The 17,311-nt window shown below is 39.8% G+C and carries 16 protein-coding genes; 5 read left to right on the top strand and 11 right to left on the bottom strand.

Features of this window, described 5'->3' with window-relative positions; translation table 11 throughout:
* Nucleotides 1-2: 2 nt before the first annotated feature.
* The 5 genes from bioA to CH362_RS09375 form a co-directional block, all read right to left on the bottom strand.
* On the bottom strand, nt 3-1,307 hold the full coding sequence (gene bioA, locus CH362_RS09395; RefSeq protein ID WP_100710088.1) for an adenosylmethionine--8-amino-7-oxononanoate transaminase: 1,305 nt from the start codon (nt 1,305-1,307) through the stop codon (nt 3-5).
* On the bottom strand, nt 1,304-1,969 hold the full coding sequence (gene bioD, locus CH362_RS09390) for a dethiobiotin synthase (RefSeq protein ID WP_100710087.1): 666 nt from the start codon (nt 1,967-1,969) through the stop codon (nt 1,304-1,306). Before bioD ends, bioA begins: the two co-directional genes overlap by 4 nt.
* Nucleotides 1,970-1,971: 2 nt before the next feature.
* Complete coding sequence (locus tag CH362_RS09385; RefSeq protein WP_425269041.1) at nt 1,972-3,030, bottom strand: aminotransferase class I/II-fold pyridoxal phosphate-dependent enzyme; 1,059 nt, start codon at nt 3,028-3,030, stop codon at nt 1,972-1,974.
* A gap of 97 nt (nt 3,031-3,127) precedes the next feature.
* Nucleotides 3,128-4,108 (bottom strand): malate dehydrogenase, encoded by a 981-nt coding sequence (locus CH362_RS09380; RefSeq protein WP_100710085.1) that lies wholly within the window; start codon nt 4,106-4,108, stop codon nt 3,128-3,130.
* 32 nt (nt 4,109-4,140) lie between these two features.
* Nucleotides 4,141-5,208 carry a DsbA family protein gene (locus CH362_RS09375; protein WP_100710084.1) on the bottom strand — a complete coding sequence of 356 codons (1,068 nt, stop codon included), beginning with the start codon at nt 5,206-5,208 and terminating at the stop codon, nt 4,141-4,143.
* A gap of 230 nt (nt 5,209-5,438) precedes the next feature.
* On the opposite strand from CH362_RS09375, the gene CH362_RS09370 reads away from it, so the two are divergent.
* Both CH362_RS09370 and CH362_RS09365 read left to right on the top strand, forming a co-directional pair.
* Nucleotides 5,439-5,756, top strand: coding sequence for a hypothetical protein (locus tag CH362_RS09370; RefSeq protein ID WP_100710083.1), 318 nt, complete (start codon nt 5,439-5,441; stop codon nt 5,754-5,756).
* Nucleotides 5,757-5,759: 3 nt separating this feature from the next.
* Nucleotides 5,760-6,404, top strand: a complete 645-nt coding sequence (locus CH362_RS09365) for a hypothetical protein (protein ID WP_100710082.1) — start codon at nt 5,760-5,762, stop codon at nt 6,402-6,404.
* Here the strand turns inward: CH362_RS09365 and thrB are convergent.
* Nucleotides 6,401-7,378: a homoserine kinase gene (gene thrB / locus CH362_RS09360; protein ID WP_100710250.1), complete on the bottom strand. Its 978-nt coding sequence runs from the start codon at nt 7,376-7,378 to the stop codon at nt 6,401-6,403. The two genes, CH362_RS09365 and thrB, sit on opposite strands and share 4 nt — an antisense overlap.
* A 120-nt stretch (nt 7,379-7,498) precedes the next feature.
* On the opposite strand from thrB, the gene CH362_RS09355 reads away from it, so the two are divergent.
* Nucleotides 7,499-8,965: a sodium:solute symporter family transporter gene (locus CH362_RS09355; RefSeq protein WP_100710081.1), complete on the top strand. Its 1,467-nt coding sequence runs from the start codon at nt 7,499-7,501 to the stop codon at nt 8,963-8,965.
* Here CH362_RS09355 and CH362_RS09350 read toward each other — a convergent pair.
* The 5 genes from CH362_RS09350 to CH362_RS09330 all read right to left on the bottom strand — a co-directional run bounded on the left by CH362_RS09350 (nt 8,931) and on the right by CH362_RS09330 (nt 14,603).
* Nucleotides 8,931-9,746 (bottom strand): alpha/beta fold hydrolase, encoded by an 816-nt coding sequence (locus CH362_RS09350; RefSeq protein WP_100710080.1) that lies wholly within the window; start codon nt 9,744-9,746, stop codon nt 8,931-8,933. The two genes, CH362_RS09355 and CH362_RS09350, sit on opposite strands and share 35 nt — an antisense overlap.
* A complete protein-coding gene (locus CH362_RS09345) occupies nt 9,731-10,720 on the bottom strand; it encodes a hypothetical protein (protein WP_100710079.1) in 990 nt (329 codons plus the stop codon). Before CH362_RS09345 ends, CH362_RS09350 begins: the two co-directional genes overlap by 16 nt.
* A 4-nt stretch (nt 10,721-10,724) precedes the next feature.
* The gene (locus CH362_RS09340; protein WP_100710078.1) at nt 10,725-11,942 is read right to left on the bottom strand and encodes a pyridoxal phosphate-dependent aminotransferase; all 1,218 of its coding nucleotides are present in this window, start codon (nt 11,940-11,942) and stop codon (nt 10,725-10,727) included.
* A 14-nt stretch (nt 11,943-11,956) separates the two neighbouring features.
* Nucleotides 11,957-13,654, bottom strand: a complete 1,698-nt coding sequence (locus tag CH362_RS09335; RefSeq protein ID WP_100710077.1) for a DNA repair helicase XPB — start codon at nt 13,652-13,654, stop codon at nt 11,957-11,959.
* Between the two features lie 76 nt (nt 13,655-13,730).
* Nucleotides 13,731-14,603 carry an aldose epimerase family protein gene (locus CH362_RS09330; RefSeq protein ID WP_100710249.1) on the bottom strand — a complete coding sequence of 291 codons (873 nt, stop codon included), beginning with the start codon at nt 14,601-14,603 and terminating at the stop codon, nt 13,731-13,733.
* A 169-nt stretch (nt 14,604-14,772) separates the two neighbouring features.
* Here CH362_RS09330 and sppA point away from each other — a divergent pair, with 169 nt between their 5' ends.
* Both sppA and CH362_RS09320 read left to right on the top strand, forming a co-directional pair.
* Nucleotides 14,773-15,768, top strand: a complete 996-nt coding sequence (gene sppA, locus CH362_RS09325; protein ID WP_100710076.1) for a signal peptide peptidase SppA — start codon at nt 14,773-14,775, stop codon at nt 15,766-15,768.
* Between the two features lie 21 nt (nt 15,769-15,789).
* The gene (locus CH362_RS09320; protein ID WP_100710075.1) at nt 15,790-17,208 is read left to right on the top strand and encodes an MBOAT family O-acyltransferase; all 1,419 of its coding nucleotides are present in this window, start codon (nt 15,790-15,792) and stop codon (nt 17,206-17,208) included.
* Nucleotides 17,209-17,311 lie beyond the last annotated feature (103 nt).

Genomic DNA, 17,311 nt, shown 5'->3' with positions numbered 1-17,311 from the left:
CATCAATCTTGGATTTTGTAAGCAGTAAGACCTTCTAGGATTGCTTGGAATACCTTATCCAAAGAAGATTTGGAAATATTATATGGAGGAGTGATATAAATCACATTCCCAAGTGGTCGGAGTATAACTCCCTTCTCTTGGCAGATCCTGCGAAATTCTCTCGCGAATGGATTTACATAACCGGGCTGGGCCTTTCCTGTGAAAAGTTCTCCTACGCCGACTGAACCAAGCACTCTTGTATTCTTGATCTTATCCGGAAATTCAGCCCTTAGCTTGGACCAACCTTCTTCCAAATAAGACTCCAATTGTTTAACGTCTGCGAGTCTATTTTCTTCTTTATAAATTCGTAATGATGCAAGTGCAGAAGCACAACCAGGAGGATATCCAGTCATAGTATGACCATGGTAGAATGCTTTCAATGGTTCAGAGGATAAAAACTCTTTGTAAATTTCTTCCCTGACTAAGGTTACTGCCAATGGTAAAATTCCTGCAGTCAGCCCTTTTGCAAGAGCCACCATATCTGGGCGAATACCTGCCTTTTGGTAGGCAAAATTTGCACCAGTTCTTCCAAAACCTGTAAATACCTCGTCCAAAAGAAGAAGTACATCATGACGTTCGGTGATCTCTCTTAACCTTGTAAGAACGCTTGGTTTATGGAATAACATTCCACCAGCACCTGCGATCAAAGGTTCCATTACGACTCCCACTACTTCTTCGGAGTGAGCAGATAAATATGCTTCTAATTCATCCAAACAATCTTCTGCACAGGAATGTGGGGACTTGGACACAGGGCAATCATGGCAGGCAGGAGAAGGGAAATTTTTGGTCTGGAATAAAAGGCTTTGGAATACCCTGTTAAATACAGAATCCCCTCCTACGCTCATTGCACCGATTGTGTCCCCATGATATGAATAGGAGAAGTTGATAAATACCTTTTTCTTTTCTCTACCTTGGTTCCTAAAATACTGAAGAGCAATCTTCAGCATGATCTCGAGTGCAGTCGAACCGTTATCTGAATAGACAACTTTACGAAAATTCCAGTCGGTGAATTCTAAAAGTTCATGTGCGAGTTCCAATGCAGGAGGATGTGTAAAACCTGCGAGAAGTACATGATCTAAGGAATCTAACTGTTTTTTAACGGCTTCCACAAGTTTGGGATGATTATGACCGTGGATGCTCACCCACCAAGAAGAGATCGCATCTATATATTCTTTTCCATTTTCATCATATAGAAATTCTCCCTTCGCAGAAACTATCTTTAAAGGAGGATCAGAATCTAGTTGGATTGTGTATGGATGCCAGATCAAGGGAAAAGTAAGTCCGGGAGGATCCTATCCGGATCGAATTCATTTGCAACCTTATCTAAGAATTCTTTTCTAGATAATTTTCTATTAGGAAGAAGAAATGTTCCCAAAAGTCCGATTTCAGCCGCTTCTATAATGGTCCTAATATTGTCTGAGCGAAGTGGATTTTCAGGACCTATAAAATAAACTCCTAAAACCTTGATCTCTCTTTTTCGAAGAGCATCAATAGATAATAATGTATGATTGATTGTTCCAAGTTCAGTAGAAGCAACGAGTACCAATGGAATTTTTGCCTGTTCCACTAGATCAGCTGTAAAATAATAACGATTGAGAGGAACATAAACACCTCCGGCTCCTTCTACCAATATCTTGGCATCCTTAACACTAAATAGATGTCTCGATAATTCATCTGTGTCTACGGATGTATTTTCCATTTCAGAAGCTAAATGAGGAGAAGCAGGAAGTTCGAATGTATAATAATTTTTTAGAAAGTAAGACTCATTTAAACCGGTAAGATTCATGATTTTCACTCTGTCAGAATCTGTTCCTGTTTGGATCGGTTTTAAATATTTTAGTCCAAGCTCTTCCGCATACTTAGCCATCACAAGAGAGCAGAAAAAAGTTTTACCAATATCGGTCCCGGTTCCGGTTACAAAAATGGACAAACTTAATTCTCCCGAACCAACTGTACGAATTTTTCTAACTCTTCTCTTTTGATCTTGGAATTTAGAGAAACTCTGATCCTGGAAATATCAACAGTTGGAGGACGGATCGCCTTAGCTTGGAATCCGTTTTGTTCTAAACTAGAGGAAAGTTCTAATGCTTCTTCTTCGGAACCTAAAAGAATCGGAATGATTTGAGTATTAGAATTTCCTGTATCTCTTCCTATCTGATGAAGTGAATCTCGGAAAAATTCTGAATTTTCTTCCAATAGTCTTCTTTCATGATCCATCTGTCTTGCAATACGAATTGCAACTTTGCCTGCATGAGCAATCGCAGGAAGTGGACCAGTAGAGAACACAAATGTCCGGGCAGAATGAAGTAAATATTTTCTGGCGTCTTTGGTAGTAGAGATGATAGCACCCTCTAAACCTAATGCTTTTCCTAAGGTAGACATTCTAAAATCTATTTCAGAATGTCTGGAGATATTTTCTTCTAAGGAAACTCCGGCCCCTTCTTTCCCGAAAAGCCCGATTGCATGAGCCTCATCTATATACAGAAGTGCTCCGTATTTTTCTTTCAGATCTATTAATGCAGGTATATCAGTTTTGTCTCCGTCCATACTGAAGACAGACTCGGTGACGATCATCTTATGTTTGGTGCCAGAATGTTTTTTTAATAAACCTTCTAGGTCGTTTAGATCGGAATGTTTATAATATACCTTTTTAGCTCCTGAAAGTCGAACCCCGTCCATTAAAGAAGCATGATTTTTACGATCACAAAAGATTGTATAAGAAGGATCTGCTACACAAGAAATTGTACCAAGATTTGCAGAATATCCATTTGCGAAGAAGAGTGAATCTTCAGATTGAACCCAGTTCGAAAAATCATTTTCTAATTCTTCGAATACTCTTCTATGGCCTCGAACTAAACGGCTAGCAGTAGAACCTGCACCGTAAATATCGATTCCTTCTTTTAAAGCTTGGATGATTTCAGGATGATTAGAAAGCCCCAAATAATCATTGGAGCAGAGGTCCAGACCAGAAGGAGGATCCAAGACTCGGATCCTCTTTTGAGATTCTAACCTGGAAAAGAAGGCAGGAAGCTCCGAAAAGAAAGGAAGTTTCGTGGATGGAGTTTCCTGCACAGGATTTCCGGAGGGATTATAACATCCCTTTTACTTCGTCTCTTTCTGACTTAAGCTCATCATGAGTGATATTGAATTTCTCTTTTGCGAAGTCATTCAATTCCAATCCTTTAATGATCTCAACTTTAGTTCCGTCAGACTTCACAGGGTATCCGAAAATTAGTCCCTTATCCGCGCCGTAAGAACCATCAGAAGTAACAGCAACACTGAACCAATCTCCTGCAGGAGTTGGAGTGATGATCTGGCGAACAGTATCCACAACTCCGTTAGCAGCAGATGCAGCAGAAGAAGCTCCTCTTGCTTTAATGATCTCAGCTCCACGTTGTTGAACATTCTTAATGAAATCGCCTTTTAACCAGTCATGATCCTTGATCACGTCTGTTGCCACTTTTCCACCTATCTTAGCATTATAGAAGTCAGGGTATTGAGTAGAAGAGTGGTTTCCCCAAATCGCAACATTAGTTACGTCTTTCACTAAATTTCCAGACTTGATCGCAAGTTGGGATTTCGCACGGTTCTCATCCAGCTTAGTCATTGCAAACCAACGATCTGTAGGAACTCCCTTCGCATTGTTCATTGCGATAAGACAATTCGTATTACAAGGGTTTCCGACGACTAAAACTCTTACGTCAGAAGAAGCGTTCTTCTCGATCGCTTTACCTTGGTTTACAAAAATCCCACCGTTTATTTTGAGAAGGTCACTTCTTTCCATTCCTGCTTTTCTTGGCACGGAACCGACAAGTAGCGCCCAGTTGATGTCTTTAAAAGCGACATCTAAATCCGCGGAAACACTTACTTTTTGCAAAAGAGGAAAGGCGCAGTCTTCCAATTCCATGATTACACCTTTAGCAGCAGGAAGGGCCGCCTCCAGTTCCAACATTTGGATCTCTACAGGAGTGTCCGCTCCGAACATTTGACCAGATGCGATCCTAAATAATAAAGAATATCCGATCTGCCCAGCGGCACCCGTAACTGCTACCTTAACTGTTTTTGCCATTTGAAACTCCTAACTTTTTATATACTTAGAGCTTAGTTATTTTTCAGCTCTTCGTCGATGATTTTCGTGAAATTTTGGATCGGCATATTGCCTTCCACTAGAATACCGTTAATGAAGAATGCAGGTGTTCCGTTTACACCGTAACCTTGTCCTGCTTGCATATCTGCTTCGATCTCGCCTTTGATCTTATCTTCGTCAGCGATACAACGATTGAATGCACCCATATCCAGACCAGCTTGCTGAGCTAGTTTGATTACATTCCCTTTTTCTAATTTTCTTCCGTTCTCGAAAAGAAGGCTATTATACTGCCAGTATTTTCCCTGAGGAATTGCGCAGTTTGCAGCAACGTGAGCAAACATTGCGTTTCTATGGAAGTCCATAGGAAAATCCCTGAAGACCCATTTGATCTTATCCTTATATTGTTCTCTAAGAGCCTTAGTTGTAGTTTGGCTCATAGCGCAATAAGGACATTCGAAATCTGAAAATTCTACGATAGTAACTTTTGCGTCGGCAGGCCCAAGAGTTGGATTCTCGCTAGCTTCGATAGCAACTCTAGTTGGAGGAGGAAGTTCTGGCCCGATGATCTCGGTATTATATTCTTCTCTCATTCTTCCAAAGAATGCTTGTCTTTCTCGATCTGCTTGGACTGCTTTTAAATATTTTACGATCTCGCCTTGGACTGCAGCGAAAGGTTTTCCCTTTAAGCCAGGTTCTTCTTTGAACTGATTATAAGCTGCGATTACTTCGTCTTGAACAGGCTCGTAATTTCTTCCGAATTTAGTAAGCTCTTCTACAGGAATTCCTTTAGCAGCCGCTTCTTTTTTTAGGATTTCTTGAGAAGCAAGTTGGGAGAACATTCTATACATCTGCTGGTTGTTTTCTTGCAGATACTTGCGATACGCAGAAGGATTATCCTTTTTGATATCAGAGATTGTATAGAACCCAAAAGTCCCAACTCTCATATAATGTTCTGGTATCGAAAGTTTTACGATAATTGCGATAGATATTAAAAAATAACCTAAAAAGATCCAAGGAAGTGCCTCCTTGAATTTCGGACCGAAAACACGATCTAAGAGAGTGGAAGAAGTTTCTTCAGACATAATATCCTTACCAAAGGGGGAAAAGCTCCCCTACCAGCCAATTTAGAAAGCTGAGTATGGGAGGCAAACGAATAATTCGGGGGGTGAAAAAGGCAGAGATCCGCCTAAATCCATTGGAAAAAAAACCTCCAAATTCAGGCTTATATAAGAATTATTTCGAAAAAAAATTAAGCAAGGGAACGTATTTCCGATAGGAATTAATAGAGACCTGAAAACGGAGGTTTAGGTTTATGAACGTAAATGGGATACATTCGGGACAGTATCCGGTGACTTGGTCCCCGGTACAGAAAGAAACAAAACCCGAGCAAGAACCGATCGGAGATGTGCTGGAAATCCATCCTGCCGATTGGAAAGGAATCAAACTGAAAAACGAACCCAAAGCAGATGAATTGGTAATGAAACCTAGTCCAGTAAGCGCAGAAGAAAGAATGAGCCAAGTAATCAGTCCGGAACAAATGAAAGATCTATTATCTATGATCGTTAGTTCCAGATTTAGCTCCGTTTCAGAAACGAAAACCGGTCGCGGTAAGATAGATTTAAAAGGCTAACACTTGTCTTTTGAGTTAGGTCTTGTATTTTCACCCAAGCTTGATATAGCCTTAGGCGTCCTGTCACTCATTGCAGTTTCAGGAATGGGATTCTTTTTTTATTGGGAAGTACTTCGCCCGTACGCAGCTAAAACACGTCCAGGCCAAATGGACCCTCCTGACGAAGGAGATACCTACGAGATAGTAGTTCCGGAAAGCACACGAATTTATAAATTTTCAGTAGGCCAAGTCTATGGAGACATTGCTACCCTTTGCAAATCCATCCAAGACGATCATCTAGTATTCGTATTAAAAAAAGGAAAAGATACGGAAGATTATGATATTCTAATTAACCGTTCTGGCCCTGCGATTATGAAACCGCCTCGTATGCAGCATTTTGCCAAAATGGAATCCCAGGAAAAATTGGAAAGCCACGAGATCATAGGACAAACCGCATCCTTTAGAATATCTGATAAGATCATCAAGGATCGTATGACCCAATACTTCGAGATAGGGATTACTTCTAACTTTTTTGTGAATAAGCTTGGAAAAGAAAGAATGAGATTCGTATTCTCCGTCGCAAAAATCCATCCTGGACTTTCTACCAGATACAGAGACAAAAAAGGACTCTATTCTTTCGGAAAGGAAAAGTCTTCGGAAGAAGATTAAGATATCTTCTTAAAAGAAAGTCTAGCTCCATTCATGTCAGGAGAAAGACGCACTAACCTACAGGTTATTCCTGATTTTTCAGAAAATTGTTTTGTAAGTTCAGAGAATTTTTTCTCCAATCTTTTGGAATCTTTCCTTCTAGTATAAACAAGGACCGCAGGACCACTTCCTGAAAGAGAAATACCTATCGCAGACTTTTCAATTTCTTGTACAAGAGGTAAAAGAGGAAATTCTGAATTCATTCTATAAGGAGTATGGATCTTATCTTCTAATGCTCTCTTGAGAAGTCCTGGTTCTCCTGATTCTAAAAATTCCCACCAAGTAGACATTCTACTCAAATTAAAAATAATATCAGAAACAGGATAAGTATCCGGAAGGCATTTTCTGGAATGATTGGTTGAGATCTCCAATTCAGGAATGAGAAAGAAACAATGTACATTCTTAGGGAACTTTCTCTTAAAATAATAAAGTTTCTCTTCTGCAAAATAAGAGAAAACAAATCCACCTAAATAGGCAGGAGTTGTATTATCAGGGTGACCTTCTAATAAAGCGAGTTGGTATAAGAACTCAGACTCACTCGGAAGTTTTGTTTCAGGGAAATATTTCTCTTGTGCAAACCTTGCAGCGGAAAAACCCGCAACAACTGCACTCGCACTGGAACCTAAACCGCCTTTTAAAGGAAGTCCAAGCTCCATAGTCACAGAATAAGGAATTGGAGAAGAGGATGACTTGGTTTGTGAAGATACAAATACAGAAAAATACGTTTTATAAGATTGTAAAACTAAATCCTCTTCATCTGTAAATACAGGAGCAGAAGATCCTTTGATCTTTCTTGTGAACTCTGGAGTTTTTCCGAATTCAAAACTGAACTCGTTATAAATTTGGAATGCCAATCCCAATAGATCAAAACCAGAACCTAAATTAGCGGAAGTTCCTGGGACCTTGATTTGGAATTTGTATTTTGGAGTGCTCATGGAAGCGAGTATCCGGATTTTCTGCCATCTTTTGGGAAATTCTCTGATCGTCATTTGCTTTTCTAAAACAAAAAGAATTCTGATTTGCACTTAGGTTCGAGGAAGAAAGAATGCTCGCGTATGCATTTTGCTTGGTCCGATGCTCTTGTTTTATTTTTCTATTTTGGGATCGTTCTGTATTCCGGTTATAAATCTGGACGTAATAGTTCTGAATCCAAGGAATTCTTCTTAGCAAACAGATCTCTTTCTTGGGTTCCACTTTCACTTTCCATTGTAGCGACGGAAACCTCTGCATTGACCTTTCTTTCCGTTCCTGGAATTGCTTATTCTGGAAACTTCACATTCTTGCAGGTTGTATTCGGATATATTTTAGGAAGAACTATTGTTGCACTCGTTCTGATCCCACTCACCTATCATCACAATTTTCTTTCAGTTTACGAATGGGTCGGAACCAGATTCGGAAGAAAATCCCAAAAAACAATGTCCGGCCTTTTTTCAGTGACTCGAATTTTGGGAGATGGAGTCAGGCTTTACGCATCCACACTCCCTGTTGCGATGTTATTAGAGTTAGGTCTTCCTAAAATTTTACCCTATTCGTTTAGTCAATATTCGATTGGAGTTTGGACCTTAGCAATAGTCACCTTGATCACTGTTTTATATACAATGCAAGGTGGATTCAGATCAGTTGTTTGGGTGGATACATTACAATATTTTGTATATGTATTCGGAGGAGTATTCGCACTCATCCTACTCTATCAATCAAGCCAAGAACCTTTAGGCGTTATTTTTTCTGCTTGGGAAGCAAACAAACTGAAAGTTTTAGAATGGGAGAACGCGTCCGCGACTTACTTCCTGCCTTGGGCAGTTTTAGGCGGGGCTTTACTCAGTTTAGGAACCCACGGAGCAGACCAAATGTTTATCCAAAGATCACTTGCTGCAAGAAATGTAAAAGATGCACAAAAAGCAATGATCAGTTCAGGTATCGCAGTATTCTTTCAGATGATATTGTTCTTAGCAATTGGAACGTTCTTATTCTATAAATTTAATGGGCAGACAATCGCACAAGACAAGGTATTTTCTAAATTTCTAATAGAAGAAGTTCCAGCCCCATTTTTAGGACTTCTACTTTCTGGGATACTGGCATCCACAATGTCTACATTATCCAGTTCCATAAATTCATTATCATTAACAGCAAAGGCAGATTTCGGTTGGAATTTAGGAGGGCAGAAACTTTCCTCTCTATTCTTCGGGATCTTACTTTTCTTTAGTTCCTTCTTCTTTTTCTCCCTTCCTGAAAATTATACAAAGGGGCTCTTGGAATTGGGACTAAAGATCTCATCGTTCACTGTGGGTTCTATGGTAGCGGTCTTTTTAACAGAGGTAATCCCATTCTTAAGAAAAAGAATAACAGTTTCCGATCTGGGATTAGCCCTTGCTTTAGCTGGCTCAATATTTGTGACTGGAATTTCAGGAACTGTGAAGAACTATAATTTTACGGTTCTTGTCCCTCTTGGAATGATCTTATTCTGGACTTTCTCTTTAATCTTAGGGTTTATTTTTCCGAACCGGAAACGATCGAATCCATAAAGGAAGAAAGGATCTTACGAAATTCTTCCGCTTTGGTGAAATGAATATAATGGTCTCCACCTGGAATGGTTTCAAACTTGGCATTCGGGAAATATTCTAAACATACAATCTTATCACTTGTATGAAAATATTCGGAATCTCCTCCGATAATGAACATTACCTTTCCAGAATATTGCTTATCTGCCCCTAAAAATTCCGCTTGGAACATATTTTTAGAATGTGAAATTGCATCCACATTCAATTTCCAGCGATATTGTCCGGATTCCGTTCTATCCAGGTTCATGAGTAAAAAATTCCGAATGAATGGATTTGTTACAAAATCAGAAGTTGCCGAATCGATCTCTTGCCTATTCTTAAATTTAGAAAGATCCGTTCTTAAAACTGCAAGCTCCCCTTCGTATTTGAATTCATAGTCTCTAGGAGCGATATCCTGGATGATCAGATCTTCTACCTTTTCAGGATGTCTTAGTGCAAATGTCATTGCGACTAAGCCGCCCATGGAATGTCCAAGTAGGATGACTTTATCGAGTTTTTGATCTTCTATAAATTCTTTTATATCTTCTGCCATTAAACTCAAAGAATGTTCTGGAGAATGTGGGGAATCTCCGTGGTTTCTAAGATCCAGGCTGTATACTTTGGAATAAGAACTTAAAAAATCGGAAACACTTACCCAGTTTTTGGAAGAACCGAACAGTCCGTGTAATATTAGGATAGGAGTAGTAAGAGTTGCAGTTTCTTTAGCAGGATATTCTTTAAAGAAAAGTTTCACTTCTTTAAACATTCCTCTTCTATCACTTTCAGTTTAGAATAAAATTTCTTTCCGTATCTAGAAGGTAATTCTTGTACTTTAGTTCTGAAATTTTTGAGTCCTGATTCTTTAGGAAGTTTAGTATCACAAACCAAGGTTTCTCTATCTTTGGAAAAATGAAGTAGTCGTTTTTCCAAATGAGAAGAGAATATAGGAGCATAGTTCCCATTCGGTTGGAGAAGTAGATATTTTAATCTACGATTTTCTTCGTCTTGTAAAACACAAATTGGATCTCTTCCACATCTGATCTCGGGTGTGTATTTTACAGCTAAGTATGCTGCAAAATCGCCAGGTTTAGAATTCGGATAAGCTTCCGCAACTTTCCAAAAAGTTTCTGGTCTGACTTTTAGTTTTGAACCTTCTGACGCATTGGATAATGTATCTGTCCAATTTCCTGTTTTGGAATATACTCCAAGCTCAGTCGGATTATTTTTTAAAAGGTCTTCTAACTTTTGTCTAGATTTGGATCTGTATTCGGGAGATTGTAAAACTTCTGAATATCTTTGTAAGACTACTAACCTACGGATCTTCAGGAATAAATACTCATTTCCTTGGAAGATAGGCCCTTCTTCTATTTTTGTTAAATAGGTAAAAACGGATTCTAACTCATTTGGGCCTGAATCTTGGTAGAGAAGTTTTTCGATCGCCTTTGTGATTACAGGATAACTTCCCTTACTTCCCATTCTAAATAAAGCACGGGAATCCACCCAACCAGTAAGCCCATCTTTGTCTGTGAGTAATTGGAATTTGGAATCTGCTTCTTTTTGATTTTCAGCAGAGAGAATCTCTCCGAAGGAAAGTTTGCGTAATACTTCTGATTTTTTTTCCGGGAACAGATAGAGTTCTGTCCCCGGATCCAAAACGATGTACTGCTTTCTGCCTTGAGCAGAAATGGAGAATGTACATGTCGCGATCAGTATTAGATATACTAACCGGCGTAAATACATTCTTTTAACGGGAGAAATCCTTTACCATTTCGGAGATTCTTGCGACACCTTTTTTGATATCTTCTTCTCCCATCGCATAAGATAGACGAAGTGCATTATCGTCTCCGAATGCAATCCCTGGAACTGCAGCTACTTTATACTTATCCAAAAGATGAGCGCAGAATAATTTACTCTTGCTAGTCTCTGAACTTGCAGCCTGTAACTTTTTGAAACCATCAGTTTCGTAAGCACCAGTCAGGTAAGGGAATACATAGAATGCGCCTTGAGGAACATTCACTTCTACTCCTGGGATCTCATTTAGAAGTCCTACGATCAGGTCCCTTCTCTTTTGGAATGCTTTAGCCATTTCAGCTACGCATGCCTGATCTCCATTCAATGCAGCTTCTGCGGCAGCTTGGGAGATAGAAGAAGGATTGGATGTAGACTGACTTTGGATTGTATCCATATTTTGGATAATATGTAAAGGTCCAGCACCGTAACCTATTCTCCAACCAGTCATGGAATATGCTTTGGACACACCATTAGTTACGAATGTAAGTTCTTTTAGTTCAGGAGAAAGCATTGCCAGATTCGAAAATTGGAATCCGTCAAAGACGATACTCTCATAGATATCGTCGCTTAGAACCATGACCTTATGTTTTAAGATCACTTCTCCAATTGCTTCTAATTCCTTTCTGGAATATGCAGAACCAGTCGGGTTAGATGGAGAGTTCAGAACCACTACCTTTGTTTTAGGTGTGATCGCTTTCTCTAATTGTGCAGGAGAAATTCTGAAATTGTCTGCTTTGCTGGTAGGAACAATAACTGCCTTACCTTCTGCCAGACGTACTATATCTGCGTAGCTTACCCAATAAGGAGCAGGGATCACAACCTCGTCTCCAGGATTTAAAGTAGCTAAGAAGAAATTATAGATAACCTGCTTTCCGCCTGTTCCTACAATGATCTGGTTTCTGGCATATTCCAGTCCATTATCTCTTTTGAATTTTGTAATGATTGCGTCTCGGAGTTCCACCGTACCGGAAACGGCAGTGTATCGGGTCTGCCCCTTATCGATCGCTTTTTTAGCAGCCTCTTTAATATGGGCCGGTGTCTCGAAGTCAGGTTCTCCTGCTCCGAAACTTACGATGTCTTCGCCTTTCTTTTTTAGTTCTGCCGCCTTAGCGCTGATTGCTAGGGTGGGTGAAGGCTCGATTACATCTAGCCTTCTTGCGTTCCATTCCATTTGGTCCTCTCTTTTTATTGGACTCCGACTTTTTCTTCGAGAGATTCTCTGAATTGGTCTAGAGTGTATATTTCGTATTCGTAACCTTGTTCTGTAAGGAAAAGTTGTCTGTTCTGACCGAATCTTTCTTCGTTCGTATCTCTCGAAATCAAAGAATAGAAAACTGCAGTGTTGTCCTCGCCTTTCGGTCTCAAAATTCGGCCCAAACGTTGTGCCTCTTCCTGACGAGAACCAAAGGTTCCGGAAACCTGAATCGCGATATTCGCATCCGGTAAGTCGATGGAGAAGTTTGCAACCTTACTCACAACTAGCGACTTGATCCTACCCGATCTGAACGCATCGTACAATTCCTGTCTTTCCCCCAAAGGAGTTTTTCCAGTAATCAAAGGAATTTTGAAGGTTTTGGAGATTTCTTCCAACTGATTGATGTACTGTCCGATCACGAGTAGATGAGACTCAGAATGCTTTTTCATAATCATTCCGATTGCTTTTAATTTCTCCGGATTTTCGGAGGCCAAGCGGAACTTCTCCCTATCATCTGCGATAGAATATCTCATACGAAGATCGTCTTCCATAGAAACACGGATCTCTTTACATTTTGCTTCAGCGATCCAGGACTTGCTTTCGAGTTCCTTCCAAGGCACATCGTACTTTTTAGGTCCGATGAGGCTGAATACGTCTTCTTCTAGTCCGTCTTCTCGAACTAGGGTTGCAGTAAGTCCCAATCTTCTCTTTGCCTGCAATTCAGAAGTCATTCTGAATACTGGAGCTGGAAGTAAGTGAACCTCGTCATAAACGATTAGTCCCCAGTTATTCGCGCTGAATAGATGGAAGTGGGTGAAATCCCCACCTTTCTTCTTTCTATGAGTTAGAATATTATAAGTAGCGATTGTGATCGGTTTGATCTCTTTCACTTCTCCTGAGTATTCTCCAATATCAGATTCAGGAATATCAGTTTTGTCTAAAATTTCGTTTTTCCACTGACGGATTGAAAGTGTGTTTGTGACCAGGATGAGAGTTTCGGCTCCCACGATCTGCATTACACCAATACCTACAATAGTTTTACCGGCACCGCAGGGAAGAACCACTACTCCGGATCCACCTTCGTTTCCACCACCAGCATGGAATACTTCCACAGAGGCTCTTTGGTAATCTCTCATTCCGAACTTTCTACCAGACTTAGTAGTAGGTCTTAGGTTGAACCCGTATTTGTTTCCTTCGTCGTAACCAGCAAGGTCTTCTACAGGGAAACCGATCTTGATCAGAGCCTGTTTGATATGGCCTCTGAATTCTTTTTTGATATAGATCTTATCATTCTCAGTCTTTTCTATATAAGGCTGGACCGCTCTATGATTTGAGATCTCTTGTAAAAATCCTTTTTCATTGGAGATGATACAAAGATCTCCATTCTCTTCCTTGACTAGTTTTACTTTTCCGTATCTTCCGATCTGTTCTTTGATCTCATTGACTACGTTTTTTGGAACTGAGTATCTAGAATATTTTTCCAAACATTCTACGATCTCATCTGCACTCATTTTGATAGATGCAGCGTTCCACAAGGAAAGAGGAGAAATTCTATAAGTGTGAAGGTATTCCGGACTTTTTTCTAATTCCGCGAATTTAGCTACCACTAGCTGGCAGGCTTCGAATTCAGGATTATCCACCTCTAAAAGCATAGTCTTATCACTTTGTACGATTAACGGTTTACTCACGGTGTGGAATCTCCCCTAAAACTTAGACTGAAAATGACCCCCTCCTTGTCAAGAAGAAAGCGATTATAAGGCCGAATCATGACGCTCTCACCAGAATCCTGAATTCTCCGAAGGTTTCGGAGTGACCTTTTAGCTCTTTTAAATCCTGTCCAGACAAGAGAGCGTTGCCTGGAGAGCTGCAAGGTTCGACTGCAATCGCAGAACGATCCGGTTTTGTATATATTTGATAATAATTTAATGGAATTTGTCCTTCTTCAGGAGGAGGACTTAAGACCGTGATTGAGTATTTTTTGGTTCCATTTTCCAAAACAACTCGAGGTTCTCTTCCGTAAAATAAATGATCTAAACTTGGGATCTTCTCCCCTTCCAAAATGGAAGAAATTGGATTAGAAATAAAAGGTTGGATCGGAACAAGATTCTCTCCCAATTCCAAATTTTTGTCCAACTGAAGATGGAGTTTCCAATCTTCATCATTTTTTCCTAAATTGATATAAGGATGATAACCGTAAGCAAATCGAATCGAGTCAGATCTTAAATTATTAAATTTAGTCTTCACACTTAAAAGAGTCCCGGAAGAAGTCTCTTCGATTGAATATTCTTCTCTGATTGCAACTCCAGAAAGTGGAGAATCTTTCCACTCTTCCGGAAAGTTTACTCTGAACTCTGCACCCTTTTGGTTATTTTTCAGTTTTAAAAGTTTTCTTTCTAGAGAATGTACCAGGCCATGGACCGGAAACTGATTGGAATCTCGGATCATTTCTTTAGCATTCCACACCTTTCCATTTAGAATGAATTCTGTAGAAGCATAGCGATTCACCCAAGGGAACATCAGAAAATTACCGGATTCGAATATACTTACATTTTTATTATAAGGAAGAATGATCGGAAAAGTTTCCTTAGTAATTGGATGAGTCCAGTCCCAAGAAATCCATTGGGTACCGTCGGTCAAAAAATTAGAATTCTCCGTCCGAAATTCATACATTGCGGGAAGGAGGTTGGGAAAACTAGCTGAGAGGGAAAGTAAAAAACGGATCTGAGACTTTTTTTTGGGCGCCAAACAGAAAGGAAAGGAATTGAAGCGATACCCAGGGCTCCCAGAATGGGCAGGAGGCTTTATGATGAAATTCCTTTTCCACAAATCACTTCTATTTGTATCAGGAATCTTGTTCTTAAGCCAATGTTTGTTTCTTTCTTTTCCGAACCAAACTTCTCCCATCCCTAAAGAAAAATTAGTCACTGGTTCTTCTACAGAAAGCCCTGATAAAATATTACTTATTCCGATCGAAGGAGAGATCTCCGGACAAAAATCCTCAGGAGGACTTTTAGGCGGAGAAAAGGACAGCATAGTTAGCAGGGTCAAAACCTATTTGTCCATGGCAGCGAGAGATCCAGAGATCAAAGGTGTGATCTTAAAAATAGATTCTCCTGGCGGCTCCGTTACTGCAAGCGATCTAATCCATCACGAAATTTTAGAATTCAAACAGAAGAAGAATGTGCCGGTCCTTTCTCTATTCATGGACACAGCTGCTTCAGGTGCATATTATCTGAGTATGGCGACTGATCATATCCAGGCTCATCCTACTACAATCACAGGCTCCATTGGAGTTCTAAGATTCGGGATCAATGCCAAAGAAGCTTTAGACAAACTTGGGATCAAGAGTAGTACAATTCGTTCCGGTCCGAACAAGGCTACAGGAAACCCTGTAGAAGAATTCACTCCGGAACAAAAGAAAGTTTTCCAAGATATCATCATGGAGAATTACGAAAGGTTTTTGAGTATTATCAAAAAAGGAAGACCTAAGTTAAAAGAATCCGAACTTAGAAAACTTGCGGATGGTAGAATTTACTCCGCAAACCAAGCATTAGAAACAGGACTCATCGATTCTATTGGTTATTTCGAAGATGCAGTTGTTCAAGTGACCAAACTTCCAGGTTATAAAGCTTCTTCTACGCTTAGCCCAAGGATCGTATTCTATTCTTATAAGGGACCTCAACCGGAGAACTTCTATCAGATAGACAGTGATACAGGAACTGGTCCTACATTACTGGAATCCTTGCTGCCGTTCCGGATCTCTCCGGATCATAAATTGCATTATCTATTTTCACCCGAATAAGGTTTATAAAATAATTCTAAAATGCTTTTTAACTCCCTACCCTACTTAGCTTTATTTTCGCTTACTTTCTTATTGTATTGGAGCATTCCTCAAAAAGGAAGAAAACCTCTACTTTTAGTTTCTTCTCTTCTTTTCTATTTTTATTCTGGTGCTGCATTTTCGATCCACTTCTTACTTGTGATCGCTGTGAACTTCTATTTTTCACTCAAACTTTGGGAGAAAAAAAGAGAAGGTAAATCCACATCCAGACTTCTTACCTGGATCATAGTTCTAAATTTTGTTAACCTAGCATTCTTCAAATATTTCTATTTCTTTCTGGATTCATTGGACTTCTTCACTGGTTCTTTGCAATTTTCAGAATTTGGAAAAGGGATCCATATTCCTCTTCCCCTCGCAATCAGCTTTTATACATTCCAGTTGATCGCGTTGCAGGTAGATATCCATAGGGACCATGTTCCGGAGAGGATCTCTTCTTTAGATTATTTCTTATTCATTCTTTTCTTCCCTCAATTGATCGCAGGACCGATCATGAGGACAACTGACTTTCTTCCCAAACTGGACAAACCTGCAATAGATTTCAATCGAGTGCAATGGGGAATTTTTCTTATTCTTTCCGGTCTATTTAAGAAGGTTGTGATCGCAGATAATATTTCTGGGATCATCTCTGGAGTTTATCAACATCCTGGAGAATATAATTTTCTAAGTTTATATCTAGTAACATTCGGATTTGCCTGCCAAGTATATTGTGATTTCAGTGGGTACACTGATATGGCAAGAGGATCAGCATACCTACTTGGTTATGAGATCCCTGAAAACTTCCGAGGACCTTTCCTCTCCCCAAGTTTCAGAGAGTTCTGGGGACGTTGGCATGTTACCTTATCCACTTGGCTCAGAGACTATCTATATATTCCATTAGGCGGAAGCAGAGGTGGATTCTGGAGAACCCAAGGAAATTCAATGATCACAATGACATTGGGCGGCCTATGGCATGGAGCAAACTTCGGCTATGTCCTTTGGGGAGCCTATTTAGGTCTGATCCTGGCTGTAGAAAGAATTATATCCCCAGGCGATCCTAAAAAAGAAGAAGAACCAAGAGGCTGGAAACGTTTCTGGAAAGTGGCGCTCATCATTCACTTATTTGCAATCTCAGGTATCTTCTTTAGAACTGCGGCTGCAGGCAAAAATTCACTTAGTTTAGCCTGGGACTATTTTACAGGTTTCTTAAATATTATTGGTGGAAAGGCACTCGTTCGCTGGGAAGAGTTGGCTTTATTTATTATATTCACCTTCCTATGGAATGCGGTTCAATATTATCCGAGTATTCGAGAAAGAATACAGATCAAATTCCGCTGGTTATTACCTTCCTTCTCCTTCATTATACTTTTATTAATGGGTATATTCGGAGATGGTGGTGGAGAATTTATTTACTTCCAGTTTTAGACTTCAGCTCGCCTTAGCTTTTGAAGGCTGGTATGAACTGACAGAATATTTCCGGTTTGCCTTTCTCTGCCCTTAAGCGGATTTTGGAAGTATAAGCGAATTA

The sequence above is a fragment of the Leptospira saintgironsiae genome (assembly GCF_002811765.1).
Taxonomy (GTDB): Bacteria; Spirochaetota; Leptospiria; order Leptospirales; family Leptospiraceae; genus Leptospira_B; species Leptospira_B saintgironsiae.
The sequence above is the reverse complement of the archived record's forward strand: the minus strand, read 5'-3'. Positions and strand labels throughout refer to the sequence as shown.